The organism is Microbulbifer sp. MLAF003, assembly GCF_030012965.1.
Classification (GTDB): domain Bacteria; phylum Pseudomonadota; class Gammaproteobacteria; order Pseudomonadales; family Cellvibrionaceae; genus Microbulbifer; species Microbulbifer variabilis.
Genome location: NZ_CP120232.1, coordinates 354,476 through 379,202 on the forward strand (window position 1 = coordinate 354,476; position 24,727 = coordinate 379,202).

25 protein-coding genes, 1 other RNA gene and 3 pseudogenes are annotated in these 24,727 nt (G+C 47.1%); 7 read left to right on the forward strand and 22 right to left on the reverse strand.

Annotation, left to right across the window (positions count from 1 at the left end; genetic code table 11):
* Positions 1-96: 96 nt before the first annotated feature.
* From P3339_RS01710 to P3339_RS01745, 7 genes and pseudogenes are all read right to left on the reverse strand, one after another.
* Positions 97-657: a hypothetical protein gene (locus tag P3339_RS01710; RefSeq protein WP_282952234.1), complete on the reverse strand. Its 561-nt coding sequence runs from the start codon at positions 655-657 to the stop codon at positions 97-99.
* An 11-nt stretch (positions 658-668) separates the two neighbouring features.
* The gene (locus tag P3339_RS01715) at positions 669-1,982 is read right to left on the reverse strand and encodes a hypothetical protein (RefSeq protein WP_282952235.1); all 1,314 of its coding nucleotides are present in this window, start codon (positions 1,980-1,982) and stop codon (positions 669-671) included.
* Positions 1,983-2,455: 473 nt separating this feature from the next.
* A complete protein-coding gene (locus P3339_RS01720; protein ID WP_282952236.1) occupies positions 2,456-3,190 on the reverse strand; it encodes a cryptochrome/photolyase family protein in 735 nt (244 codons plus the stop codon).
* A 93-nt stretch (positions 3,191-3,283) separates the two neighbouring features.
* Positions 3,284-3,895, reverse strand: a pseudogene (locus P3339_RS23265) (cryptochrome/photolyase family protein); the annotation flags it as partial.
* A 78-nt stretch (positions 3,896-3,973) separates the two neighbouring features.
* Positions 3,974-4,441 carry an ATP-binding cassette domain-containing protein gene (locus P3339_RS01735; RefSeq protein WP_282952238.1) on the reverse strand — a complete coding sequence of 156 codons (468 nt, stop codon included), beginning with the start codon at positions 4,439-4,441 and terminating at the stop codon, positions 3,974-3,976.
* 118 nt (positions 4,442-4,559) lie between these two features.
* Positions 4,560-4,823: a hypothetical protein gene (locus tag P3339_RS01740; RefSeq protein ID WP_282952239.1), complete on the reverse strand. Its 264-nt coding sequence runs from the start codon at positions 4,821-4,823 to the stop codon at positions 4,560-4,562.
* 44 nt (positions 4,824-4,867) lie between these two features.
* Positions 4,868-5,197: an ATP-binding cassette domain-containing protein gene (locus P3339_RS01745; protein WP_282952240.1), complete on the reverse strand. Its 330-nt coding sequence runs from the start codon at positions 5,195-5,197 to the stop codon at positions 4,868-4,870.
* A gap of 724 nt (positions 5,198-5,921) precedes the next feature.
* On the opposite strand from P3339_RS01745, the gene P3339_RS01750 reads away from it, so the two are divergent.
* The gene (locus P3339_RS01750) at positions 5,922-6,467 is read left to right on the forward strand and encodes a carboxymuconolactone decarboxylase family protein (RefSeq protein ID WP_020414238.1); all 546 of its coding nucleotides are present in this window, start codon (positions 5,922-5,924) and stop codon (positions 6,465-6,467) included.
* Positions 6,468-6,537: 70 nt separating this feature from the next.
* Here the strand turns inward: P3339_RS01750 and P3339_RS01755 are convergent, their stop codons facing one another.
* The 7 genes and pseudogenes from P3339_RS01755 to P3339_RS01785 all read right to left on the reverse strand — a co-directional run bounded on the left by P3339_RS01755 (position 6,538) and on the right by P3339_RS01785 (position 13,438).
* A complete protein-coding gene (locus tag P3339_RS01755; protein WP_282952241.1) occupies positions 6,538-7,164 on the reverse strand; it encodes a hypothetical protein in 627 nt (208 codons plus the stop codon).
* Positions 7,165-7,479: 315 nt separating this feature from the next.
* Positions 7,480-8,673 carry a CaiB/BaiF CoA transferase family protein gene (locus P3339_RS01760; RefSeq protein ID WP_282952242.1) on the reverse strand — a complete coding sequence of 398 codons (1,194 nt, stop codon included), beginning with the start codon at positions 8,671-8,673 and terminating at the stop codon, positions 7,480-7,482.
* Positions 8,674-8,816: 143 nt separating this feature from the next.
* Positions 8,817-9,965: an acyl-CoA dehydrogenase family protein gene (locus P3339_RS01765; protein ID WP_020414241.1), complete on the reverse strand. Its 1,149-nt coding sequence runs from the start codon at positions 9,963-9,965 to the stop codon at positions 8,817-8,819.
* Between the two features lie 182 nt (positions 9,966-10,147).
* Complete coding sequence (locus tag P3339_RS01770) at positions 10,148-11,650, reverse strand: 3-hydroxyacyl-CoA dehydrogenase NAD-binding domain-containing protein (protein ID WP_353056906.1); 1,503 nt, start codon at positions 11,648-11,650, stop codon at positions 10,148-10,150.
* A 111-nt stretch (positions 11,651-11,761) separates the two neighbouring features.
* Positions 11,762-12,073 (reverse strand): annotated as a pseudogene (locus tag P3339_RS01775) (enoyl-CoA hydratase-related protein); the annotation flags it as partial.
* Entirely contained in the window at positions 12,043-12,303 is a 261-nt protein-coding gene (locus P3339_RS01780; protein WP_282952243.1) for a hypothetical protein, read from the reverse strand. The gene P3339_RS01780 and the pseudogene P3339_RS01775, both read right to left, overlap by 31 nt.
* A 13-nt stretch (positions 12,304-12,316) precedes the next feature.
* A complete protein-coding gene (locus P3339_RS01785) occupies positions 12,317-13,438 on the reverse strand; it encodes an acetyl-CoA C-acetyltransferase (protein ID WP_502867326.1) in 1,122 nt (373 codons plus the stop codon).
* Positions 13,439-13,910: 472 nt separating this feature from the next.
* Here P3339_RS01785 and P3339_RS01790 point away from each other — a divergent pair, with 472 nt between their 5' ends.
* Positions 13,911-15,155 carry an OmpA family protein gene (locus tag P3339_RS01790; protein WP_282952244.1) on the forward strand — a complete coding sequence of 415 codons (1,245 nt, stop codon included), beginning with the start codon at positions 13,911-13,913 and terminating at the stop codon, positions 15,153-15,155.
* 130 nt (positions 15,156-15,285) lie between these two features.
* Here P3339_RS01790 and P3339_RS01795 read toward each other — a convergent pair whose 3' ends face one another.
* Positions 15,286-16,320 carry an AraC family transcriptional regulator gene (locus P3339_RS01795; protein ID WP_245556709.1) on the reverse strand — a complete coding sequence of 345 codons (1,035 nt, stop codon included), beginning with the start codon at positions 16,318-16,320 and terminating at the stop codon, positions 15,286-15,288.
* Positions 16,321-16,718: 398 nt separating this feature from the next.
* Here P3339_RS01795 and P3339_RS01800 point away from each other — a divergent pair, with 398 nt between their 5' ends.
* Positions 16,719-17,036 (forward strand): helix-turn-helix domain-containing protein, encoded by a 318-nt coding sequence (locus P3339_RS01800; protein ID WP_020414246.1) that lies wholly within the window; start codon positions 16,719-16,721, stop codon positions 17,034-17,036.
* Between the two features lie 32 nt (positions 17,037-17,068).
* Here P3339_RS01800 and P3339_RS01805 read toward each other — a convergent pair whose 3' ends face one another.
* The 3 genes from P3339_RS01805 to rpiA all read right to left on the reverse strand — a co-directional run bounded on the left by P3339_RS01805 (position 17,069) and on the right by rpiA (position 18,985).
* Complete coding sequence (locus P3339_RS01805; protein ID WP_020414247.1) at positions 17,069-17,464, reverse strand: DUF4168 domain-containing protein; 396 nt, start codon at positions 17,462-17,464, stop codon at positions 17,069-17,071.
* Between the two features lie 204 nt (positions 17,465-17,668).
* Positions 17,669-18,298: a transglycosylase SLT domain-containing protein gene (locus tag P3339_RS01810; protein ID WP_020414248.1), complete on the reverse strand. Its 630-nt coding sequence runs from the start codon at positions 18,296-18,298 to the stop codon at positions 17,669-17,671.
* Between the two features lie 15 nt (positions 18,299-18,313).
* Positions 18,314-18,985: a ribose-5-phosphate isomerase RpiA gene (rpiA, locus tag P3339_RS01815; protein ID WP_020414249.1), complete on the reverse strand. Its 672-nt coding sequence runs from the start codon at positions 18,983-18,985 to the stop codon at positions 18,314-18,316.
* Between the two features lie 214 nt (positions 18,986-19,199).
* On the opposite strand from rpiA, the pseudogene ilvA reads away from it, so the two are divergent.
* Both ilvA and P3339_RS01825 read left to right on the forward strand, forming a co-directional pair.
* Positions 19,200-20,713, forward strand: a pseudogene (gene ilvA / locus P3339_RS01820) (threonine ammonia-lyase, biosynthetic).
* A gap of 245 nt (positions 20,714-20,958) precedes the next feature.
* Positions 20,959-21,096 (forward strand): hypothetical protein, encoded by a 138-nt coding sequence (locus P3339_RS01825; protein WP_157533578.1) that lies wholly within the window; start codon positions 20,959-20,961, stop codon positions 21,094-21,096.
* A gap of 86 nt (positions 21,097-21,182) precedes the next feature.
* Here P3339_RS01825 and P3339_RS01830 read toward each other — a convergent pair whose 3' ends face one another.
* From P3339_RS01830 to P3339_RS01845, 4 genes are all read right to left on the reverse strand, one after another.
* Positions 21,183-21,761, reverse strand: coding sequence for a 5-formyltetrahydrofolate cyclo-ligase (locus P3339_RS01830; protein ID WP_020414252.1), 579 nt, complete (start codon positions 21,759-21,761; stop codon positions 21,183-21,185).
* Positions 21,762-21,788: 27 nt separating this feature from the next.
* Positions 21,789-21,969, reverse strand: a non-coding RNA gene (gene ssrS / locus P3339_RS01835) — 6S RNA.
* Positions 21,970-22,052: 83 nt separating this feature from the next.
* Positions 22,053-22,391, reverse strand: coding sequence for a cell division protein ZapA (locus P3339_RS01840; RefSeq protein WP_020414253.1), 339 nt, complete (start codon positions 22,389-22,391; stop codon positions 22,053-22,055).
* On the reverse strand, positions 22,391-22,594 hold the full coding sequence (locus P3339_RS01845) for a TIGR02449 family protein (RefSeq protein ID WP_020414254.1): 204 nt from the start codon (positions 22,592-22,594) through the stop codon (positions 22,391-22,393). The genes P3339_RS01840 and P3339_RS01845 overlap by 1 nt, the downstream gene beginning before the upstream one ends.
* A 74-nt stretch (positions 22,595-22,668) precedes the next feature.
* Here P3339_RS01845 and P3339_RS01850 point away from each other — a divergent pair, with 74 nt between their 5' ends.
* Positions 22,669-23,355, forward strand: a complete 687-nt coding sequence (locus tag P3339_RS01850) for a UPF0149 family protein (protein WP_020414255.1) — start codon at positions 22,669-22,671, stop codon at positions 23,353-23,355.
* The gene (locus tag P3339_RS01855) at positions 23,355-24,704 is read left to right on the forward strand and encodes an aminopeptidase P N-terminal domain-containing protein (protein ID WP_282952245.1); all 1,350 of its coding nucleotides are present in this window, start codon (positions 23,355-23,357) and stop codon (positions 24,702-24,704) included. Before P3339_RS01850 ends, P3339_RS01855 begins: the two co-directional genes overlap by 1 nt.
* The last annotated feature ends 23 nt before the right edge of the window (positions 24,705-24,727 follow it).

Consider the following 24,727-nt stretch of genomic DNA (forward strand, 5'->3'; position numbering starts at 1 on the left):
CAGCGTTCGTGGAAGATCTGTTAATATAGAATTGACAGCTAAGCAAGTGCTTTTCTGTAATGGGAGTACTCCAGTTAATCAATTCCAAGTCATCTTTTAGGGGTTGGCTCTCGAAATAAAGCCAATCGCTGCCCCCTGGTTAACCCATTGAAAGTTGATAGGACCTAAAAAAGATGGCCATCTAGACGGAGTCAGATCAAAAGGGGTGGATTTTCTTCCTTTGTGTAAATTTTGTAGAAAAGTAAGATCAAAAATTCTGAATGTTTCTTGGGCCAATACTCTATTGTGGAATAAAGTTTCATTAACGGGTAAATCTTTTATTAAATTAACATTTATAAAAAAACTGACATCTCCACGCTGTCCCTGAATAATGGGTAAGCCATTGAAGCCCCATCTATTTGAATAAATACACAGAGTTTGTACTTCAGAAAAATACCTTAACTCACCAGATTTCAACCTCCATTCTAGGGGTTTGAATTTTGATAAGTCATTGATGTCAATGATATTGGGTTCTGACTCCCAGATTCCCATTGAGGAATAGGGGTCAGATTGCGGAGGTGCCAAAAAAGAGGTTTTACAGCCTGACAGTTCTTTTTGAATTTTCCTGGCCTTTTGAAAGTCAGGCCCTTTAGGGTATTTACTTCTATTGTACAGCATTTTTTATATGCCTATTTTTTAGAAAAGAGCTTTTGTGCCAATTGTTTGGAAGGCTCGGCTGCACTTTTATGATAGCCTTCATTAAGGCTCGGTATACTGGATAAAATTGTTTGTGCTGCACTGAGGCCGAGTAAGCCTACTATAGTTTGTGCCATAGTAAAGGATATTCCAAATTTGGTCGATAGGGTAGTTACTATCGTCCATGCACCGGTACCCGTAAGCACTGCTTTTTTACCAGCTTTATATAGTTTTCTCCCATGGTGCAGAGTATCAACAGCCTGGCCTGGACGATTCTCTTTCTCTGTATGTTTAAAAAGGGTATTTGCAGATATGGCTAAATCTGCCGTACCAAGGTTCTTGCCTCCTATTAACTGGGCAATTCCCGGTGTAGATTTATTCCATGTTGCATCATCTGTATTCATGCCAATTTTACGGCGAACTACATCCGCAGCATATTGGCTGGATGTGTGGTCACTAAGAAATACCTTCTGTTTTCCAGCAAGATCTACTTGTCTCTGAGCCAGTAACTTCATTGCCTCAGTAAGAACTTTAGAGCCCCCTCTATGGCTGGTCCACTCAACATGATAATTTTTATCATGCGCTTCTTTCATATGGTTGGCTAATATTCGTGCAGCCTCTAGATCTTCCTTGGTGATACTTTTTCCTAAGTTTCTTACGCATCGCCATCCAGATTTAAGCGCACCTTTTTGTGGTACATAAAATAGAAGATAACCATTTTCTTTCAACTTATTTAGGTTATTAGTATCTCCACGGCTTATATGTGATGGCAAAATGTTGATTGCGTGATCCAAGTCCCTGCTATAGCCGTTGATTCCGATTTTAAAAGGAGATTCTTTTGATCCAGATACTTTAGATGATTTTTCTAATATGTACTCAGGGGCATCTTTAGATATCCATCTATCAACTGAAGATGAAAAATTTGCATTCCACAAAGCAGCTCGGTTTCTGCTTTCTGATTGATCTCCAGTAAGTCTAATATCTATAATTACCACATCAGTTTGTGGGCCACCATAATAATTATTTAGCTCATATTCTATTTCAAAGCCTGCCCCTATAACGCAGCGACGTGTAGAACTACCCTCTTTAAGAAAAGAGTTAACTGGAGCCACGCTACCGCGAAGACTATTAACCGCGCTGGTAATTGCTAGAGCATGATATCCCTCGCTGCTTGGTATAGAGCTAAGCTCTTTGTACCCTTCTAACAGTCCATGTAGTTGACCATTAGCCATAATTGAGCGGCCAGTACCCGACTGTCCAAATGGTTGTAGTCCCATGCTGCTGGCAGATTCGGGAAGAGTACTCATCGATGATTCCTTATCAATGTCATTGTGTTTTCAAAGCTATTTTAGAAAGAGTGATTGCATAAATTTATCTAAAAAAATACTAAAAAGGTATTTGTTATTTTACGCCTCTATTCAAAAATATTTGAAATTCAGGTTGGACGCCCATACGCAAAAAAATTCTCTGTGTATCTATGCGGGATAAAAAAATAGTGCCAGAGTGGAATTAGTTTAGAGTGCGGATGAATAGTATCCTCGTACAAGTTACAGGTGGTGGGAATGTAATTACATGTAATAAGTCATTGGTGATATCGTGATACATTTCACACATATAAGGTATGGCGATTAGATTTTTTATAAGGAACTAACTGATCTAAATGTACTAATTAAATTAAAGTGACAGCCTGCTTAAGAATAGAGCTTTCTTAGAAATCTAATTGCCTGTTTCTGAATATCATTTTTCTCCTGACTCGTCATTTTATCCAATGTGCTGAGCATCATTGCCATTCTTGGATTGCCATTAAGGTATTTCTTTTTTTAAGTAGAAAGTACCAATAAAGGCTATTGAACGGACATGCATCATCTCCTACTCTTTCCTTAACCTTATATCGGCAATCTTTGCAGTAATTGCTCATTTTATTAATATAAGAACCGCTACTTACATAGGGCTTTGTTGCTAATAGGCCTCCATCCGCATACTGGCTCATCCCCCTAGTATTCGGCATTTCCACCCATTCAATAGCATCGATATAGACTCCCAGATACCAGGCTTCTACCTGGTTTGGATCTGTTTGGGTTAGTAACGCAAAGTTACCGGTGATCATCAGGCGTTGAATGTGATGGGCATAAGCATTTTGAAGGCTGTTGCTTATAGTTTGATGAAGACAGTTCATATCCGTGTTCGCATCCCAGTAGAAGGCAGGAAGTGGACTGGAGTTATTTAGTTTGTTTTCCTTACTATAATCAGGCATTTCTCTCCAATAGATTCCCCTCATATATTCCCGCCACCCAAGTACTTGGCGAACAAACCCTTCTACTTGGCTGATATGAATAGATTTTTTATTAGATCTCCAGTGGGAAATTGCTGCCTCAATAACTTCTGAAGGGCTTAACATCTTGGTGTTGAGAGAAAAACTCAAGCGGCTATGAAACAAGTAAACTTCATTTGGGTCCATTGCGTCCTGATAATCGCCAAAATAAGGTAATAAATATTTACAAAAATGCCGAAGCATTTTTTGGCTTTCTATTCGATTACTTGGCCATGGAAAATTTATTGGGTCAATACTTCCTATGGTTTTAATTCCAGATTTATTTATTCTCCTCAGTGTTTTTTTTACATCTTTTCTAATTTGGCATTGTTTAGGAATTGTAATCTCGCCTTTCCATTTCTTTCGATTACTTTGATCATAATTCCATTTCCCCCTTCAGGTTCTCCTGTGTTTTTTATCAAAATATTATGCTTTCTGCGCATGTGATGATAAAAATTCTCCATTAGAAGAGTTTTTTTCCATCAAAGAAATCACCTAACTCTGTTCTTTTGGTAAGAAAGTGTTCACTATCATATGTTTCAGATTCAATATGTATTTCTTTACATATAATCTCTAGTTGTTTATCAAGGCGATATTCATCTGGTAATTGATACTCAAATTTAATGATGTCATATTTTTTAATTATCTGTTTTATATTTTTAGAAAGATCTTGCTGATTCTCTCTATCTTGTAATTGATAATATAAAATTTCTTTGTTGCGTGATTTTAGCCATTCAGCGAAATTCTGCATAGCTTCAAAAAAGCGACTACCTTCTGAATATGGTGAGCGGCGTAGTCTGTCTCCTGGCGCATTTCGGCCATGAAGTATATGATTTTCTGATTCTTTTCTCTGTACCATGAGTGTTTATAATTCAGCTGGTCCCCAAGGATCAAGCGAAGCGTATTCAAAGTTAGTGTTCTCTTTTGCTGGGTAATTAATGGGGTTTCTCTTAGTCCAGTATAAGTTGACTGTCGATACCTATAGCATCAATAAAATTTAAATCGTGTGAGACCAATAAAATCGTGCCAGGAAACTCTGCAATGGCATCTGTTAATAGCTGGCGGGAACGCCAGATGCAAGTGATTATCCGGTTCATCCAGTAGTAGCGTGGTGGTAATGCCTCGTGTAGCTGCAATTAACGCCACTTTGAGTTGCTCACCTCCACTTAGGCACTTCAGGGGGCGCAGAGGCGTATTTATTCTTATTTGCAGGCTTCCAAGTATGGTACGCCATTCAGGTTCCTTTTTACCTGGATAGAAATTGGATAGATTGTCTAAGGCGGATAATTCTTTGTCGAGAATGCTGAAATCCTGATCTAAATAGCAAAAACTATCATGATTTCTGTAAACACCACCTCGCGCTTTTAGCTGACCAGTGATGACCTTTAATAATGTAGATTTCCCGCTTCCATATATTCCGGAACTCCTGCAACGGTCTTCTCTGCGTGGAGTCAAAGATATGGGCCTCTTATAAGAGCCATAAGGGAGTTGTAAATCTTCGATATGTAATTGTATCGTCTTTCTAGAATTCCAATTAATGAGAGTTAGTTTCGGTAGTCTTAATCTTTGTGAATCAATTGTAGATGTTTTTTATCCCATCTCGATTTGCTTCTAACAGTAATTGGCGTTGCTCCAGATTACGCTTTAATTTCCCAGGGCCTTTTTCTGCACGATCTTTCTGTGCATCCATAAGACTCATACTCTGAGGTTTCCTTTTGTTTTTACCCTGCTGTTGCCTAATGACATATTTATTAATATTTTGCTGTCTAACTTTATTTAATTGGTCTAACGCTTTTCGATTACCCTCTGCTTTTTGAAGTAGAGCAGTTTGTTCCACTTCTTTTTATTGTATATAAGTGCTGCATTCATCTCCATAAAATCTTAGGCTGTTAATATTCCTCCTGTATTCTTGATTATTTTTTCTCGTAACCATTTATATCCATTCTCATCAAGGTGATTGCTAGGTTCATCTATAAGCAGGAAGTTATTTGAAAGTGAAAATGCATGGGAAAGGAGTAATCTGGCTCTCTGTCCACCGCTCAATTTTTTTAAGGAAGTATCTAATGGAGCAATAATATTTGCCTCTTCTAGCTGGTACTGCCAAGTAAGAGGTAGGTGCCAATAGTCTGCTAAAGATATCAGATCATTTTCTGATTTATGCCCCCGTTCTAACCTTAAAAAATATCGTACAGCTTTCCTTGTTCGAGACAATCGACGATCTTTAATTCAGGATGATCATTAGGTTATTGTACCATGTGGTAGGGCCTTCTCCTGGATACCCTATCGCTATCAGCTGAGGTTTGCCCGCAGAGTATTTTTAGAAGTGGATTTACCATAACCATTGGCGCAACTAGACCGATCATACCGGGAGGTCATTCCAAATTCATTTTTTGGAAAAGAGATGTATCTCCAAATGCTAGAGAAAGGTTTTCAATAGTACAAATAGCTATCATATGCCCTCCGATGATCGAATTGGGCAGCGTATTTCTACTTTCAGGGAAGATATATTCTTGTCGAAATTACGCCACCTGCATAGGATTAATCACCTGCATAGGATTAAAAGGGACCGCAATAGAGTGCGGGTTTAATTCATCGGCGTAAATGGCTCCAATCGAAGTATAAGATATGGAGATTCAGGACGTGGATACTTATTTTAACCATATACCCTAATGAATCATCGAAGGTGATTCAAGAACTTTTTCCAGAGGGGAATACATTGTTGCTTATTCTTCGGGCTTAAACAGTTAGCCTGGTAGTGAGTTGCCAGTTATACAAAAGATATTTTTACCGCTGCAGTCATTTTATAATTTATATGTGAGTAACTATTTGAAAAAGGGATTAATTTTCAGTTGGTCCTACAATACGATGGTCGCTCGGGATGGATTATAAAAATAAACTCTTTAATTTGTCCAAGTAGTCATTTGTGGAGCGCCTTATGAGCAGAATACCGTTGGCTTCAGTACAGGACTTCGACAATAAAACTCAAGAGTTATTGCAGGGTTTACCACCTGTCAATATCGCATTAATGCTAGCTAGGACTGGAATTGCACCCGAAATATATTCGGTAGTTTCTGCGTTATTTAGTGATGATTATTTGCCGGATGATGATCGGGAAATTATTCTTTATCGTATTTGTAAGGATAATGATTCTCAGTATGAAATAAATTTTCATCGAAAGACCGCTGCACTCCCTCAAGAAATTGTTGATATAGTGCTTTCTGATGATTTAGGCCCTCTGGAAACCTGGCACCAGGTGCTTTGCAAGGCCTGTGATGAAATAACCAATAACGCAAAAATGTCTGAAGATTCAGTGAAGGCCTTTGTGGATCATTATGGAACCTATGACATGGCCTGCAGGGCAATCTTTCTGTTAAGTTGGTTCAATATGCTGACCAGGTATTCTGACTCAACCGGTGTCCCGTTTGAGAATGATGAAGTTCTCAAATCCATTGTCTCCCCAGTTAAAATGGGGAGACATTGATAGTTTTCTTATTTTTTAGGCTGAGTAGATAAGTTGTAACTAACTTTATTTCGGAGCTAAATGATCTTGATTATAGACCCAGGCAATTTTCCGATCGATAAAACAAACTGGTGCGGTGTAAACCTGTTGTCGTGGGTTTAATCCCCTCAAAGTGAAGAACTTTAAATCCAGCAGATTTTCCAAGATCAATAGCTGGAGAATATTTACTGCGGGATGAATCATCCAGCAATATGACCCCGTCACCGGTTAAGCGAGATAAACTTTGTTTAAAGCAGTTTACCCGGTCACGTCCATCCACTACCACAAGCTGGAAATTCTGTTCAAATTTGTTGATTGACCGGCAATACTCTCCATCTTCATCCGCCTCTTGCAAAATGACTTTGGCATTATCTGGTAATTGCTTAGCCATTGTTTCAAACCACTTGGGATTGTCTTCCACACTTTGTATTGAAGATACCCGCTCGGCATAAAATAGGGTTGAAAAACCACTTCCAAACTCAAATACATTGATATCTTTACTTAGGCGCTCTTTGAGAAAGTGAATTACAGGATAATTCATCCATGGAAGAGCATTGCCATCTACATCACAAGGGTAGCCACGCTTAAATGATTCAAGCCAACCGGTAACGCGAAGGTAGGAGGACTTGCGAAAAATCGCCCTCCGGGCGGCGATAAATCGCCAGAAAGGATTTGTCATAAATCTCGAATCCTAGGGTTATTTTTATCACGTTAAATTATGCCCAAGCAGTACCATAAATACAATTGAGAGGGTAGAGCGCAGTATTAGGTGTGATCGGAAGAATCTGTTTTTTGTGAGCCTGATTCTTAGATCCAGTGATTGTTGAGCTGATTAACAAATCGACACTGAAAATAGTTAATAACTTGTACTTCCTTTCATAAAATGATGATTAAGAGCTAGTTTGCACTAGCTAGCCTGTAAGCCCTTTATTTCTATGAGTCATAGCTTGTCCATATTGAGAACTGCTAAAGACGACCAGTTATTCCTGAGTCTTTAGCAAGAAGTGCTTTGAGCACAGATTTGCTTTACTTCGTCCTGGGTGAATCCCAAAGACAATAATATACCTTCGCTGTGCTCACCAAGATCTGCGCCTGCTATATGTTGTTGACTTTTTTCATTGCCAAAATGAAAAGGGGTATTTATTTGCTTGACCCTATTTCCGTTAGCTGTTAATGCCACACTTAGCATTTTGCGTTCTTGCATTAGAGAACTTTCAGCGGCTTCATTGAAGCTGAGCACGGGTTCTACACAGGCGTCGCTTTTTTCAAAAACACGTATCCATTCTATAAGCTCACGCTGGATAATGATGTTGGCAATATCTTGTTTAAGTTGATTTTGTTGAGTTTCATCAAATATACGGTCTTCCCACTCTGGATGACCTATGCCTACAAAAAATGCCTCAGCAAATTGCGGTTCCAGGCTACCCACGGCCAGGTGACGATCATCCGCAGTTTGATAATAATCATAGAAGCTACCACCATTAAGAAGTTCCATTTCCAACTTCGGATCACAACTTTCAGTCAGGGCATTAGCTCCGCTAATGGCATTTAGGGCAAATGCGCAGTCGGTCATGCTGATATCAATATATGTCCCGCTATTGGTTTGCTGACGCTTATATACAGCGGCCAGAATCGCCATTACCGCGTGGTGCGAACCACCAGCAATATCGGCAATTTGCATACCACTTAGGCTGGGGCCGCTTTTACTCCTGCCTGAATAGCTGGCTAGTCCGCAGCGAGCCAGGTAATTGATATCGTGACCGGCGCGCTGTTTCAGTGGGCCTGTTTGCCCGTATCCGGTGATTGAGCAATAAATGATATCTGGGCGGATGATTTGAAGGGACTCATATCCAAATCCAAGCCTATCCATAACACCGGGTCGAAATTGCTCAATGACAATATCGTATTTCCCAAGTAAACGGCGAATAACCTCCCTTGCTTCCGGTTTTTTTAGATCAAGTGCCAGGGATTTTTTATTACGATTGATTGTAGCGTGCGCCGCTGAAAGGGGATGCTTAGTATCAACCATGGGTGGGAAGCTGCGCAACATATCTGGACGCGTTGGGGACTCGACCCGTAAAACATCAGCCCCCATATCGGCCAATAACATAGTGGCATAGGGACCCGGTAAAAGGGTGGAGAAATCAAGTATCTTGAGGCCTTGCAGGGGGGCATTCTGATCTTTCATAGCATCGCAAGCCTGTTTTATCTTTATATGATTATGTGAATAATCTGGTCTCGTGGTAGTTCGAGATCAGAAGTTATTAGCGATAGTGCATTGTACTGTGAGAGGACTAGCCGATAAGCAGGCAGCTAATCGGCTACTGGTGATCAGGTATCGCGAAGGAGTTCGCGTGAAATAATCAGTTTCATGATCTCATTGGTACCTGCATAAATACGCTGGACACGAGCATCCGCCCAGGCACGGGCAATGGGGTACTCCCACATATAGCCGAAACCGCCATGTAACTGAACACATTCATCAAGTAATTTACACTGAAAATCAGTACTGAGTAATTTTGCTTTGGCGGCGGTAGCGACATCGAGCCTTTTCTCATAATGTAGCTCCAAACAGCGGTCTACAAAAACACGCAGTGCAGTGAGTTCACTGTCGAGTTCAGCTAATTTAAATTGTGTATTCTGGAAAGCCGAGATAGGTTTTCCAAAAGCTTTGCGCTCTCGCACATAGTCGAGAGTCCACTGCAGGGCGGCTTCAGCATTGGCCATTGCAAAGATGGCCACGCTGAGGCGCTCTTGAGGTAATTCCTGCATTAGGTAGATAAATCCCTGGCCCTCGGCTCCCAACAAATTTTCTACCGGTACCTTTACATCATCAAAAAATAGCTCGGAGGTATCCTGGGCTTTCATACCAATTTTTTCCAGGTTGGTGCCCCTCTTGAACCCTGGAGAGTCTGCATCCACTAATAGTAAGCTAACTCCAGAGGCCCCTTCACTGGGATCAGTTTTAGCAACTACTATGACGAGGTCAGCATGCTGGCCGTTGGTAATAAATGTTTTAGAGCCATTGAGCAGGTAGTGATCGTCCTGTTTGATGGCTGTGGTTTTCACTCCCTGCAAGTCTGAGCCTGCGCCGGGTTCAGTCATGGCAATTGCGGTAACTATCTCACCGCTAATGCACTTGGGCAGCAATCTTTTCTTCTGCTCTTCTGTACCATATTTGATGATATAAGGCACGGCTATATTCGAATGAAGTCCCCAGCCAATACCTGACAATCCGGCGCGGGCAACTTCTTCATCGAGAATGGAGTTGTAACCGTAGTCCAGTTCCAAGCCGCCATAAGCCTCTGGAATTTGCGGGCATAAGAACCCCATCTCTCCAGCTTTATTCCATAAAGCACGATCGACTTGCCCATCTTTTTCCCACTGGCCATGGTAGGGGATGGCTTCATTTTCGAGGAACTTACGCACTGTATCGCGAAATTGCTCATGTTCTTCGTTGTAAACAGTTCTCGGTATCATCAGTTACTCCATCTTTATTCGTTATTATCTGGAACTTCGGATAATAGTAAGTGCTTAGATCAGTATAAAAATAGTCTCATTTGTATTGGTTTTGTGTGAGAAAGGTATTGTTGCAGAAATACTGACCCCGCGGCACCTTGCGGGCCACGGGTTTGAAAGGTACGTAAATACTGCTTCTGGAATTACTCTTTGTCTTTCAGGCTTTCCCTGGATTCTGCCAGTTCTATCAATACTGCCGGAGGAGAAAATCTTTCTCCATAAGCTTCCGCAAGCTGCTGCGCACGCTGGGCAAACTTAGCAACGCCATACTGATTGATATATTGCAGGGATCCACCTGTCCAGGGTGGGAAGCCAATACCAAAAATGGAGCCGATATTTGCATCTCGCACACTGCGCAGTACTTTCTCTTCATAGCAGCGCAAGGTTTCTAGCGCCATGATAAATAGCAGGCGCTCTTTGATATCTTCTATTGGCGGTTGATTAGAGAGCGGGAACTCCTGATGTAGTCCTGCCCATAAGTGTTTTTTGCCGCCTTCTGGGTAGGAGTAAAACCCGCCACCCGCAGCTTTACCGGCACGGCCTAGTTCCAACATATGGTCTATCGCGGCGTCGGCTGGATGAGTAGGAGCTGTTTTCCCTTCTTTTTGTAAATCGTTGATAGTTTGCTGACGAATTTTTCCCATTAGTGTTAAGGAAACCTCATCGCTAACTGCCAAGGGACCTACCGGGAATCCTGCTAGGGAAGCAGCGTTCTCAATAGTGGCGGGGTTTACGCCCTCGCTGAGCATGCCAATCCCTTCATTGGTAAAGCAGCCGAATACCCTTGAAGTAAAAAAGCCACGGCTGTCATTAACTACAATAGGGGTTTTGCCTATTTGCAATACGAAAGCAAAGGCTTGGGCCAGAGTTTCCTCACCGGTTTCCTCTCCGCAGATAATTTCCACCAGAGGCATTTTGTCGGCGGGGGAGAAAAAGTGCATGCCAATAAAGTTTTTTGGACGTGCTGACGCTTTCGCAAGCCCAGTAATGGGCAAGGTTGACGTATTGGATGCGAAGACAGCGTCGTTACTTAACTCTGCCTCCGCTTCGCGGGTGACTTTGGCTTTTAGTTCGCGATCCTCAAAGACTGCTTCAATTACCAGTTCGCAGCCGGTTAGATCAGACGCGTTGTCGGTGGGGAGGATACGGGACAGGATGGATTGCATACGCACTTCATCGGTACGACCGCGCTGCAGGCGCTTTTGCAGAGAGTTCTCCGCATAGCTTTTACCCTTTAGGGCGGCCTCCATAGAGACATCTTTTAGGACTACCTCGACCCCTTTACTGGCGCAGGCATAAGCTATTGCAGAGCCCATCATGCCGGCGCCCAAGATCCCAATTTTTTGTATAGGCTGAGTCTCCAGTTTGCGAGTGTCCTGAGGTAGGGAGGCACCGGCCTTCAGCTCATTGAGAGCAAACCAGAATGTGCCAATCATATTTTTCGCCACCTGCCCGCATGTGAGTTCGACAAAGTGACGTGACTCGATGCGTGTTGCCGTTTCAAAATCTACCTGTGCGCCCTCGACTACGGTAGCGAGGATTGCCTCGGGAGCAGGTAGACATCCACGGGTTTTCTTTTCCAGCATGGCTGGGGCGATCATTAGCAGCTGGGCATTTTTGGGGTTCTTGGCATCCCCGCCAGGCATGCGGTAATCGGGCTTATCCCAGGGCTGTAAAACCTGGGTATCGCTGCTGGCCTGGATAAAAGCACGCGCTTTATTTAACAAGTCATCTGCGTCGCTGGCTGTCTGGTGAAGCAGACCGGCTTCCAGGGCTTGTTTTGCTCGCACCTGCTTGCCCTCGAGTAGGAAAGGCAGGGCATTTTGGATACCCAATAAGCGGGGCATCCGTACACAGCCACCACCACCGGGAAGAAGGCCAAGCGTGACCTCGGGAAGGCCGATTTTAACTGCTCCGTCATCCAGGGCTATCCGCTGGTGGCAGCTAAGGGCAATTTCCCAGCCGCCACCCAGTGCGGCACCATTAATCGCAGCCACAACGGGTTTGCCCTGGGTTTCCAGCCAGCGCAGGTTGGCTTTTAGCGATTCACATGAGGCAAAAAATGCTTCGGCGTCGTCTCGTTGAGCAGAGTAGAGAGATTTAAGGTCGCCACCAGCAAAGAAAGTTTTTTAGCTGAACGAACAATGATGCCTTTGTAGTCCTGTTTTTGCAGTTGTTCCACTACGGCTTGGAGAGAGTCGGTAAAGTCTTTGTCCATCACATTGGCCGACGCATTGGGATTGTCCATAATCAGGTGGACAATGTTGTCGCTGTCTTTTTCTAGGCGAATAGATTTCATTTTTTTGTCCCCCTTAAACCCGCTCAATTATGGTTGCTACGCCCATACCACCACCCACGCACAAGGTCACAAGGCCGTAACGCTGCTGCCGCTGTTCCAGTTCGTCCAACACAGTGCCAATCAGCATGGCGCCGGTGGCTCCCAGTGGGTGGCCCATAGCGATAGAGCCGCCATTCACATTGAGCTTTTGTGGATCGATATCCAACTCGTGCTGGAAACGGAGTACTACTGAGGCGAAGGCTTCGTTCACTTCGTAGAGGTCTATATCCTGCGGGGTTAGGCCTGCAGCCTTAAGGGCCTTCCGTGTGGCCGGTGCAGGGCCCGTCAGCATGATGGTGGGTTCGCTGCCAACAACAGCTGCGGAAATGATACGCGCCCGCGGTGTCAGATTCAGATCGCGACCGGCCTGCTCGCTGCCAATCAGGATTGCAGCAGCGCCATCGACGATCCCTGAGGAATTACCGGCGGTGTGTACATGGTGAATTGACTCCACTTGTGGATAACGGGAAATGGCAATGCTGTCGAAGCACAGGTCCCCCATACCGGCAAAGGAGGGGTTTAGGTTTGCCAGGCCCTCAAGGGAAGTGTCGGGCCGCACAAGCTGGTCTCTGTCCAGGATTAGCAGGCCATTTTCATCTAGTACTGGAATGATTGACTTGGCAAAGGCGCCTCTTTCCCAGGCTGCAGCAGCTTTGCGCTGTGATTCGAGGGCAAAGTTATCCACATCCTCGCGGGAAAAACCGCCGAGGGTGGCAATCAGGTCGGCGCCGATACCCTGGGGAGCAAAACTGGTGTCTATAGCGGTTCGAGGGTCCAGGGCCCAGGCGCCGCCGTCACTGCCCATTGGCACTCTGGACATGGATTCCACTCCGCCGGCCACGACCAGGTGCTCCCAACCTGAGCGTACCTTGGCTGCTGCCAAATTGACGGCTTCGGCACCGGATGCACAGAAGCGGTTGAGGGTGACGCCACCAATATCCTGGTTCCATTGAGCGGTGAGAGCGGCCACCTTAGCAATATCTGCACCCTGATCGCCGATTGCTGTGACACAACCCATGACGATGTCATCGACCTTGGCGGTGTCCAATTGGTTGCGACCCTGTAATTCTCGCAGTAAGCCGGAAAGCAGGGTGATGGGTTTGACTTCGTGTAGTGCTCCGCTGGATTTTCCCTTTCCGCGGGGGTGCGGATTGAATCGTAAATATAGGCTTCTGTTGTGGGCACGGTTCTCGCCTCTTTATTTTTGATTGTGGGTATAACCATAGTTACGTGCAGATTAGGTGCAATGATGAAAGACGACAGGGACGGTGACGCAGATGTCTGCTGTGGTTATCAAGTGAGTGAAGATAATTTTTATTCATTATTCCAAATCAAACTAACCCGGTGACTCGGCTGCCGTACACTCAAATAAGGCGCTCTATTTTTTATTGTTCACCAAAATTTTTTGGCGGATCAATTTGCTTCGTAAAGAGAAAACACGGGTGCAATTTGGGGGCGCAGGCTTGGTAATTACGCAATAACTATTTGAATGATATTGAATTTTTCGCGTACTGGGACCCGAGAAGGCTATTGGTAGATTGCGCGAATATTGGCAGTGAGGTTTGGCTATGGCAGAAAATCTACTGGAAATAACAGCGAGCCAGTTGGGTGCTTCGGGCACTGGTGCGCTGGCTTCGGCCCTCAATATTCCGGCAGAGAAAGGCCAAGCGGCACTGGATAGTGGTATCGCGTATTCCCTGGCCGGTATGCTGAATAAAGCCAGCAGCAAAACCGGTATGGGATATTTATTCAATATGATTACCGATAATGAAGCACTGGACCTCTCGACGGTAACAGAGAGTTTTTCTGACAAAGACAAACTCGGTGCCATTTTGCAAACCGGCGCAGGAATGTTGCAAAAGGTTTTTGGTACCAGTACTGAAGAAGTGAAAAAACTGGCTTCATCGACATTGCCTAGTGGCGATGGCAGCCGCCTGCTCCAGTTGGTCCTGCCAATTGTTACATCCTTACTGAATGGCCAAGTAAAGATGCACAAAATGGATGTTTCTGATTTGGCATCTTTCCTGATCGGCCAACGTGAATTTCTCCAGGGCAAAGTCCCCGATGCATTGCTCAAAGCCCTAAATGTTCCCAGCTTTGATCAATTGGGTGCATCACTGATTACTCACGGCCATGCCAAACCACAAGAACCCCGCCCAGAAGCTCTGCACGGTAATGGTGAAAAGCGTAAACCAGTAAGTTTCAGCAGCTGGTTTTTTCCGCTGTTACTTGTATTGGTGGCTCTTTATGCGCTGAATATGTGCATGGATAAGGGAAGGGAGGAGGCGCCTGAGAATCGCCCCTCTTTGACTTCTCAGGAGCAGGCTTTTATGGAATCGCCTTCTGAGCCCGTTGGAGACTCCCCATTAACCGATAGCAATACCCAGGCGGAACTTGGACCGGATGATTTTGCCAGCAACCTGCGCGACTATTTGAAGAGTTTTGCCCGGGAGCCTGACCGGGAGTTTCCACTCAGGGTTCAATTTGAAGGGGGGACTGCGAAGATTCTCGATCCTTCGGCACCTGATATCAATGCTCTGGCAAAAATAATGCAGGAAAACCCGAACCTGAGCATTGCTATTGAGGGGCATGTAAAGGGTGAGGGTAATGAAATCCAGGAACAGGAGATTTCCCAGGAGCGTGCAGATGTAGTGCGGGAGATACTCTTGCAGAAGGGAATCGCGGCTAACAGAATTACCGCTACCGGTATGGGATCTGCCAAGGAGGTCCCAGAGGATGAAGCTGAGAAGAGAGAACAGAGAAAGATGAGTAATGAGCGTATCAGCGTGCGGGTGGTAACTTTTAGCAACTGAAAATTGATAACAGAGCTCGTGAAAGTCAAAGGAGCAAAAAGCCCCGCTAATTTTGTGGGGCTGTATTTTGGGGCAATTAGTTTTCTGATTTTTGCATTAAGCCAAAGAGAATTTAGTTTTCGGATTTTCTTTAATCATTGCGGAATTTTTCCCGGTAGGCGCCGGGGGCAAGGCCTGTCCACTTTTTAAAGGCGCGGTTGAAGGCGCTGGGCTCGGAAAAGCCAAGTCGCTCAGCAATTTCTGCTACTGCAGTCTCCTGTTGTTTTAACTGGTATACAGCCATATCTCGGCGCACTGAGTCCTTGATATCCTGCCAGCTATTACCCTCCTCCTTGAGTCTTCGGCGAAGCGTCTGTGGGGATGTATACAGGCGTGCGGCTACATCGTCGAGGGATAGGTTTTCTATGCTGTTTTGTTGTTGCAGCATACGCCTAATGCGGCCGGTGAAGCTGTGGTCAGATTTGTATTGGGTGAGAAGACACTCGGGAGCACGGGACAAGAATTCGGCCAGTTGCTGTTCATCGCGCACCAGTGGCATTTGCAGGTAGCGAGTACTGAATACCAAGCAGGTTTCGGCTTGATTGAAATAATGCCGACAGGGAAACATTTCACTGTAATCTTCGTTGTAATCTGGCTGAGGGAAGGCCAGTAAAACGCGCTCAAGGAGAATGGTGCGATCGATCAACCAGCTAAAGAAGCGCAGCCATATAACTGCGATAGACTCGACAAAAATCTGGTTGGGCAGGTTCTTGTCATTAGTGTGATGGATAATCAAGCGAGCTTCCTCGCCATCCTCCACCAATTTGATATGCAGGTCATCACTGACCATGCTGATAAACCGTCCGGAGCGCAGAAGGGCACGACGCAGGTTTGGGCAGCTGATACAGGCATGTCCCATCATGGCGAAGGTGCCAGGCAGCCACGGACGAGCCAGAAAGCCCCCCGATTCGTCATTCAGCAGATCCCATTCCCTGCGTAGCAGGTTGGCCATCTGATCGCGGCTGATGCGGTTATCAGGGTCCTCAAGCAGGGTGGGATCTATACCGCTGTCGTGCAGTATCTGCAAGCAGTCCAATCCTGCTTTGTGGGCACCAACCAGTTGGGCGCGCACGACCGTGGCAGGTATACCCGGGTCCTCGTGGAGTTTGGGGTTTTCAGTTTCCACTCTCTCAGCCCTCAACTTTATTTTGTAAGCTGCATATTTTCGCTCAAGTGCAGGCATGGATTATGCGCAATGCGCGTCAGAAAGTCAGGTTTATCGCCGGTGGGAGTAACAAAGTGATAAGGGAGGTGACCCCTATCGATCAATAGAATGGCGCGAAATGTGCCTGATGCACTTTTCTAATATTGAAATCTCTGCTGCTAATTACATGTTTTTATTCATTATTTAGGTTTAAACGAAAAATTTTATCCCGTTTCGTTGTAGTGCTTATCGGGTAGCTCGCTGGAAGAGCTTACTTTGGAAAAAGGCCTGCGGCGGGAGAGGATGAGGTCGTCTAATCACTAGACCTCAAGGTCATAGAGGTTAACAATTAAGCTACATGCCAATGAGGGAGTGGCCAAATGCCGTCCGCAACTGTTGAGAGCCAGCTGAATCCGACAATCTGTCGGCGCATGTTGATTGCATACTTAATTGAGCAGATTCCCCGCCCGAATAATCCGGCCCTGGAAGAGGTGACTGGTTGGCCGCGCCGCACAGTGCAGGACATAATCGCCAAGGGGCTGCCTGGTCACGGAACCCGAGTGGAATTCGTCCAGGAGGGAGTGCGCCACAACGATGGCTATTATCTGCTGCGAGACTGGGGGTCTTTTGACCGAGTCTGGGTGAAAAGTAATTTGCCGGCCATTTGCCAGGTGTTGGAAATCACCCTGGATGACTAGTGCGGCACATCAGGTTGATGTGCCGCCTGTATTCATTGCTGCGGCTTGGTATGGGTTTGTTGCAGTATCTTATTAACTTTCTCCAACAGTGCCGGGTTGGATTTAATGCTGTTGGCTATTTCCTGGTATTTGCTCTTGGATAAGCCTGTTTTCTCGATTGCGGCAATCATTTTGCCTTGGGCCTCTTTATTAAGAGCCTCGGCTTCCTTGATATCAGCAGCAGCCTTAAGTTTTGGGGCATATTCCCGACTCAGCATGACAATAGAACGGTAGGCGTCGGCAAACTGCTTGAGCTGAGGTTCACTGAAGGATACCTTGGGGGCACTGGTTTTGGGGGCGTTAGCCTGAGGGGACGCGGGTTGTGCAGCGACGAATGGGACAGTGAGCAACAGGGCAAATAGGGTTAGGAATTTGGCAAAGGGCTTCATTGGGCACTCCAAAGTCGGTGGACGCTTTTGCTTCTCAGAGGGAGCACCCAGCGTCACGTTAGGGCAATGGGCGTTATGTACGGAACTAGGTGAGAGCTTAGTGCTTTCAGCTATGGGACATTAGTTTCAGGGTAGCCAGTTTCGGCGCGGACGTGGCGCCTTTCCCCGCCACTCGCGCGAATTTTTGATCTCGACTGGTTGGACCTAAAAAAGACCGAGGAATTTCTTGCGCCTCTTTAGGGATTGCTCGCAGCTATTAAGTTGTTGCTGATAGCGCTGGGCACGCGCGGAGACCTTATGTGACACCTTCTTGAGCCAGGCCTTATTTTTAAAGCTGCGTCGATTAAAACCACCGTGTCCTTCGTGATAGGCCAGATACAGGTGATAACTGTCTCTGGACTGGATTTGGCAGCGGCGCGCACTCGTGTTGTTATACCAGCCGACAAAGTCTATGGCATCGCCAAAATCATCCCGGTCCGCACCATAACTAAATGTGGAACGTTGATATCCGCGCCAAGTATTTTTCAGTGCTTGAGCATAACCATAGGCATCTGAGGGGCGGGGTCCGGGAATAAAGCCCAGTATCTTGCTGCGCGGTGGGCGCGCATCATGTACGAAGCGCGATTCCTGATGCAGGATTGCCATCATCACTGCAACCGGGGAGCCCCATTCCTCCTCTGCCGCCTTGGCGTCGTCATACCAGCCTTTTTTCTCGCGGAAAATAGAACAGATATTGTCAGGGTTACTGGGTGGGCTAGTGGCGCAGCCCACGCTCAGGACAGTGGCGCCAAGCAGCGCCACCAGAATCCCATTTTTTTTATTATTTTCTTGCATAAATTTACTGCACAGTTAGGCGGTGATGGTTTTGACTCCGGTGCTGGTTCCGAGCAGTAGCAAGTCTGCTGGGCGCTTGGCAAAGATGCCATTGGTAACCACACCGGTAATATTATTGATTGCTTCTTCCAGTGCGACAGGTTGTTCGATCTTTAGATTGTACACATCGAGAATTGCATTGCCGTTATCGGTAATAACCCCCTGGCGGTAAACCGGGTCCCCGCCGAGCTTGACCAGCTCTCGGGCTACCAGGGAGCGCGCCATGGGAATCACCTCCACCGGCAGTGGGAAGTCTCCAAGGATCTTTACAGACTTACTCTCATCGGCGATGCAGATAAACTCATCGGAACAAGCCGCGACAATCTTCTCCCTAGTTAGGGCGGCACCGCCTCCCTTGACTAGTTCCAGTGCCGGATTAGCTTCATCGGCACCGTCTACATAAAATTGGATGCTATCTACACTATTCAGCTCATAGACCGGAATTCCATGAGATTTTAGCCTTTGTGCCGAGGCTTCTGAGCTGGCGACAGTACCGTCGAACTTGCCTTTGATCTCCGCCAGATAGTCGATAAAGAAATTGGCTGTGGAGCCTGTGCCCACTCCGACGATGGAGTCAGCTTCCAGGCGAGGGGAGATATAGTCTATAGCGGCGCGGGCAGTGGCCTGCTTCAGTTCATCCTGGGTCATACTCTGGATAGTTTCCTTTGCAATTATTTATGCTTTATTTTTACCTTTCGACAAAAAAAGCGCAATAAGGCCAAATTGTTGGCAATTGTGCTGATCAAGACTTAGACTGGCCTGCCGGTGTTGCGCGTGCTGGGAGTGTTTTGCCAGTGCTTACGCTACTAGGCTTTCCTGAGTCGTGCATAGAAATTAATCGCAACGGCAGCCGATACACATCATGCCCAAGTCTTATATCAAGCGCATTTTAGACGCGCGCATTTACGATGTCGCCACCGAGACGCCATTAGAACCGATGCGCCAGCTATCCCACCGCCTGGGTAACCGCATTCTGCTCAAGCGGGAAGACCTGCAGCCAGTATTTTCCTTCAAAATTCGCGGTGCTTATAACAAGTTGTTACAACTGCCCCCTGAGCAACGTGCTCGTGGGGTAATCACGGCATCGGCTGGCAATCATGCTCAGGGATTGGCATTGGGTGCAGCCCAGTTGGGGGTGCGTGCAACGATTGTGATGCCGAAGACCACACCTCTGATCAAAGTTAATGCTGTGAGAATGCGCGGAGCTGAAGTGGTATTACACGGGGATACCTTTGATGAGGCTGCCGCGCGTGCCAGGAAACTAGTGAAGGAACGCGACCTGGTTTTTGTACACCCCTATGACGACCCGGATGTGATCGCTGGCCAGGGAACTGTGGCTATGGAGATGCTGCGCCAATACTCTGGCAACCTTGAAGCTGTATTTATTCCCGTGGGTGGAGGTGGGCTGGCTGCCGGCATGGCTACCTACATCAAGTATGTAAGGCCGGAAACAAAGGTTTATGCGGTGGAGCCTGAAGATGCCGCATGCTTGAAAGTTGCCCTGGAAAGTGGAGAGCGTTTGCGCCTACCCCAAGTAGGGTTGTTTGCTGATGGTGTTGCCGTAGCGCAAATTGGTGAGGAGACATTCCGAGTTCTAAGTGAAACAGTGGATGGTGTGATCACCGTGAGTACCGATGAGATCTGTGCAGCGATTAAAGATATTTTTGAGGATACCCGTTCTATCGCCGAGCCGGCTGGGGCTGTTGGGTTGGCGGGGCTGAAGAGGTTTATTGAACAGACTGATTGCCGCAATTCGGCTCTCGCCACTGTTTGTAGCGGAGCCAACATCAACTTCGATCGGCTGCGTTATATTAGCGAGCGCACAGAAACTGGCGAAAAGCGCGAGGCGGTACTTGCGGTTCGTATTCCCGAAAGCCCAGGCAGCTACCTGAGATTTTGTCGTGACTTAGGTGACAGGGCTATTACCGAGTTTAATTATCGCTATGCAGGAGATGAAGAGGCACATATTTTTGTTGGCCTGCAGGTGGCTACCGATAACGATCGGCGCCAGATGGTCGACAAGCTTAAAGAGGGCGGTTATCGGGTAACTGACCTTACCGAGAATGAGATGGCAAAGTTACATATTCGCCACTTGGTGGGGGGCGGGTACCTGGATTACACGATGAAGTTGTATACCGCTTTGAATTTCCTGAGCGGCCCGGAGCCTTGCGGAAGTTTCTCGAGCACTTGGCCGGCCGCTGGAATATTACCTTGTTCCACTATCGTAACCATGGTGCTGCGTATGGGCGGGTATTGGTTGGGTTGCAAGTCGAGCCCGAGGCTCGCACAGAACTTTTGGATTTACTTGAGCAGCTGCAATATCCCTTTTGGGATGAAACGGAAAATCCAGCTTACCGCTTTTTCTTGGGTAGCTGAGGTGAAGAGAAACCTTTAATTGGGTTAAGCGTCTCAGAAGTTATTGGGGTGTAGACTGTAATTTCTGCTTTGTCGAACCCCTTTGCGTAAAAATGCGACAAAAAACGCATAAATTATCCAATAAACAGTTACTATCACGCCGATTCTTCAGTATCTTCTTTGATCGTGGAACTTTTGCTATGGCTCAGGTCATATGCGAGGCGAAACGCATATAACAAAAAAATTGATTGTACAGGATGGTCCCAATGAAAGCCGATGCGCTGACAATCGCTGTGGTTGTCTTTGTCGCGGGCGTTCTGCTGAGCACCAGTGGTTTGACCGAGGTATTTGCCTCGGAATCTGAGCCACCGGCTGCTCTGCAACAGGGAGTGGTTACCCGTTAGGCTGATGCCGGGGGCGCTCTGCCCACGAAACAGCAAAAAAGGCCGAATACTTAAAGTGTTCGGCCTTTTTTGTTTTAACTCCAACATTAACGGCAGCGATAGATACGCTTTTCTGTCACCACCATATCCAAAGGTATATCCCAATTGTCCGTCGGCAATTGCTCCACGCATTGCAATTGGTGGGCAGCGCCAATCAGCTGTGGCCCGGTACCCGGCAGCAGTAGTTTGTGTTCGAAAGTTCGGTCGTAAAAGCCTGCACCCATACCCAGGCGGGCGCCGCTGGGGTCAAAGGCCACCAACGGTACCAGTACCAAATCCAATAAATTCGGTGCTCGACTGGGGCTGCGTACCGGCTCGGGAATATTAAAGCGATTTCGGAATGACAATGGTTCGCCAGCCCAGCGCCTAAAGCCGAGGTGCGGATGTGGCTCTACAGGCAGTACCGGCAAGTAAAAATACTTATTGGGATAACGCCGTAACAAATGACGAACATCCAGTTCACCATCCATAGGCCAAAACATACCGATATGGCGGGCGCGTTTTATCTGTGGTATTCGGCTCAATAAGGTAATTGCTGCACGACCATGCAAACGCTGCTGATAAGCACTGAGCCCCCGCCGTCCCGCACGCATACGTTGGCGCAGTTGCGTTTTATTTTCACTCATTAGTAGGGGAATGACTGGAGATGAAATAGGAACCCCGAGTGTGCGGCTGTAGACGGAGCCTTGAACCGTAAGGTTCAAGGTGGTGGGATCCGGAGTACATAAGGCTTTCCGCTGCATGGCGGACCTGCGCACCAGCACCCGCTGGAAACCACCGGGGTAAGATTATCGGCTCAAGGACATAGTCTGCTGGCCAACACCCCAGGGTATAGGTTAATTATAACTTGGGCAGGGGGGTGTTAACTGGAAATTTAAAGGAAATTGTTGTGCCTGTAATTAGGAAGGCGTATACCTTTATCCTTGCGGTGACTGGGTTTCCTGCTCCGGGTCTATCTCACCTAACGCATTTTGTACTTTGTCCTTTAGGCGGTCGATCATTTCCTCCTGGAGAGGAATACTACTCAATTCTGCTTTGGCCTGGATCAATTCGTGAGCAATATTCAGTGCGGCCATAACGGCGATACGCTCAATGCCAATAACGGTACCCGTTGAGCGGATACGCGCCATGCGCTCGTGCAGAAGGTGCGCGGAAGCCTGCAGGCCTGCGCGCTCGTGGTCTGCACAGGCCACACGGTACTCTTTGCCCAGAATAGATACGGTGACTGTTTCAGATGTTGGTACGGAGTCAGACATCAGGAATCTTGCGTTAGCCCTTTAAGACGATTAATCATAGCTTCGACCCGCGAGCGGGCGGCCTCATTATTTTTTATCAGGCGCTGGCGCTCGCGTAGCCAGTCGGCTTCCTGCCGGCGCAGTTCACGATTGTCTTCGGCCAGCTGTTGGCAGCGGGCGATCAGTGAATCCACAGTGCTTTCTAACGCTTGCAGCTTATCCATATTTCCTGCGTTTGGGGTCGACGTCTGGGTTCGCAACACGACAGACTGCGAGGGATTCCGCTACTATATTGCCGGTGAAAAGGTGGGTCAATCGCTCCACCTGCGCGGGCAATCACAAAATTGTCCTGAAAACACAAGTTCTTTTCCATGCTGCTGCTATTGCACGCATTGAATATATCCCGATCAAGAAAAATTGCACGGTAACTATGACATCAGAAACCAACCGATTTGAGCTTCTTGCTAATGCTATTCTCTCGGCCGGCGGCCAGGCGGATCCCAGTGAACTGCACGGCTTTATCTGTGGCATATTGGCTGCAGGTGCGGAGCCGGACAAAAAACGCTGGCAGCATGAACTGGCGGAACTTCTCGATTTGGAGGCTGTGCCGGCGGATTTAAACAAGGATTTTCTGCAATTAGCGAAAGAGAGCCAAAAGCAGCTCAGTGATACCGACTTTTCTTTCCGACTGGTGCTCTGTGACGATGACGATATTGTCGCGCGTACTCTGGCGCTAGGGCATTGGTGCGAAGGTTTTTTACACGGTTTCGGTATTGGTAGTGCCAAGGGGAAGCTGCTTCCCACCAGCGATGAAGCTCTGAAGGACATTGGTGCAATTTCACAAGTGGATGCCGATCATGTAGAGGAGAGTGAGGAGAACGAACAACAGCTGCTGGAATTACAGGAGTACGTGCGCGTCGCGGTACTCAATATCTTCACCGAAGTGCGCGGCAAGCAATCCGATAGCGGTCCAACTGTACACTAATGTCCAATAGCGGAAAAAAAGCGGTAATCAGCAAGACGGAGTATATCCGTCGTCGCGCCCGTCTGATGGCTGAACTGGCGCCAGACAGCTTGGCGATTGTCTCTTCTGCTGGTGAACAACTGCGATCCCGCGATACTTTCTTCCCCTTCCGCCAGGACAGTGATTTTCTCTACCTGAGTGGTTTTGAAGAGCCTGAAGCCCTGCTGGTTCTGGTGCCGGGACGCACCCAGGGCGAAACCCTGTTGTTTTGTCGTGAGTGCGATGCGGAAAAGGAAATGTGGGATGGGCCGCGGCTTGGCCCGGAACAGGCTGTGCAGCGGCTTGGTTTATCTGATGCTTTTCCGATAGGTGATCTCGATGACATTTTGCCTGGGCTGCTGGAAGGGCGTGAACGTATTTATTTTCCCATGGGACGCTATGCCCACCTCGACCGGCGTATTCGCAGCTATTTGCAAAATATTACCGAGGCTCCAGGCAGCAAGGGTGCCCCGGAGATGGTGGACTTGGATTACCAATTGCGTGAGTTGCGCTTGATTAAGAGCGCGCAGGAACTGCGTCTGATGGCGCAAGCGGCAGAAATCAGTGCTACAGCACACCGCCGAGCCATGGCACGCTGCCAGCCAGGCCTCTATGAATATCAACTGGAGGCGACCCTGCTGCATTCCTTTGTCGATGCTGGTGCAAGAGAGACGGCCTACCCAACCATTGTCGGCAGTGGTCGCAATGCCTTGGTTATGCATTATTGCAGCAACCAGGCAAAGATGAGTGATGGCGATCTGGTGTTAGTGGATGCTGGCTGTGAGTACCGTGGTTACGTGGCGGATATCACGAGAACTTATCCGGTGAATGGCCGTTTTAATGGCGCACAAAAAGCACTGTATGAAATTGTTTTGTCCGCGCAGCTGGCTGCCATCGAGCGGGTACAGGCAGGCAACCATTGGGATGAGCCTCATATAGCTAGCGTTGAGGTAATTACTCAGGGGTTGGTAGATCTGGGGCTGTTGCAAGGCGACTTAGTGAGTTTGATTGAAGCAGGTGCTTATCAGCGCTTTTATATGCACCGGGTAGGCCACTGGTTGGGAATGGATGTACACGATGTCGGAGACTACCGGGTACATGGCGCCTGGCGCCAGTTGGAGCCCGGCATGGTGATGACCATCGAGCCGGGTATTTATGTGCCCTTGAACGACAAGAGCGTTGCAACAGAGTTTCGGGGAATTGGTATTCGCATTGAAGATGACGTGGCCCTAACTGGCGAAGGGGTGGAAGTCCTATCCGCCGCAGCGCCAAAGTCTGTAGAAGAGATCGAATATGCAATGCGTCATGGGCGGGATTTACTGACCCGCTAAAAATAGCACTAAGAGTTTGCGGC

Bases quoted from the DNA above. Each gene is read 5' to 3' on its own strand.
- P3339_RS01855 (WP_282952245.1), top strand. From the start codon at position 23,355: ATGTCCAATAGCGGAAAAAAAGCGGTAATCAGCAAGACGGAGTATATC.
- P3339_RS01710 (WP_282952234.1), bottom strand. From the start codon at position 657: ATGCTGTACAATAGAAGTAAATACCCTAAAGGGCCTGACTTTCAAAAG.
- P3339_RS01830 (WP_020414252.1), bottom strand. From the start codon at position 21,761: ATGAGTGAAAATAAAACGCAACTGCGCCAACGTATGCGTGCGGGACGG.
- P3339_RS01715 (WP_282952235.1), bottom strand. From the start codon at position 1,982: ATGAGTACTCTTCCCGAATCTGCCAGCAGCATGGGACTACAACCATTT.
- P3339_RS01840 (WP_020414253.1), bottom strand. From the start codon at position 22,391: ATGTCTGACTCCGTACCAACATCTGAAACAGTCACCGTATCTATTCTG.
- P3339_RS01780 (WP_282952243.1), bottom strand. From the start codon at position 12,303: ATGAAATCTATTCGCCTAGAAAAAGACAGCGACAACATTGTCCACCTG.
- P3339_RS01770 (WP_353056906.1), bottom strand. From the start codon at position 11,650: ATGCCTGGCGGGGATGCCAAGAACCCCAAAAATGCCCAGCTGCTAATG.
- P3339_RS01810 (WP_020414248.1), bottom strand. From the start codon at position 18,298: ATGCAAGAAAATAATAAAAAAAATGGGATTCTGGTGGCGCTGCTTGGC.
- P3339_RS01790 (WP_282952244.1), top strand. From the start codon at position 13,911: ATGGCAGAAAATCTACTGGAAATAACAGCGAGCCAGTTGGGTGCTTCG.
- P3339_RS01765 (WP_020414241.1), bottom strand. From the start codon at position 9,965: ATGATACCGAGAACTGTTTACAACGAAGAACATGAGCAATTTCGCGAT.
- P3339_RS01825 (WP_157533578.1), top strand. From the start codon at position 20,959: ATGAAAGCCGATGCGCTGACAATCGCTGTGGTTGTCTTTGTCGCGGGC.
- P3339_RS01760 (WP_282952242.1), bottom strand. From the start codon at position 8,673: ATGAAAGATCAGAATGCCCCCCTGCAAGGCCTCAAGATACTTGATTTC.
- rpiA (WP_020414249.1), bottom strand. From the start codon at position 18,985: ATGACCCAGGATGAACTGAAGCAGGCCACTGCCCGCGCCGCTATAGAC.
- P3339_RS01800 (WP_020414246.1), top strand. From the start codon at position 16,719: ATGCCGTCCGCAACTGTTGAGAGCCAGCTGAATCCGACAATCTGTCGG.
- P3339_RS01805 (WP_020414247.1), bottom strand. From the start codon at position 17,464: ATGAAGCCCTTTGCCAAATTCCTAACCCTATTTGCCCTGTTGCTCACT.
- P3339_RS01845 (WP_020414254.1), bottom strand. From the start codon at position 22,594: ATGGATAAGCTGCAAGCGTTAGAAAGCACTGTGGATTCACTGATCGCC.
- P3339_RS01755 (WP_282952241.1), bottom strand. From the start codon at position 7,164: ATGACAAATCCTTTCTGGCGATTTATCGCCGCCCGGAGGGCGATTTTT.
- P3339_RS01720 (WP_282952236.1), bottom strand. From the start codon at position 3,190: ATGCTTCGGCATTTTTGTAAATATTTATTACCTTATTTTGGCGATTAT.
- P3339_RS01750 (WP_020414238.1), top strand. From the start codon at position 5,922: ATGAGCAGAATACCGTTGGCTTCAGTACAGGACTTCGACAATAAAACT.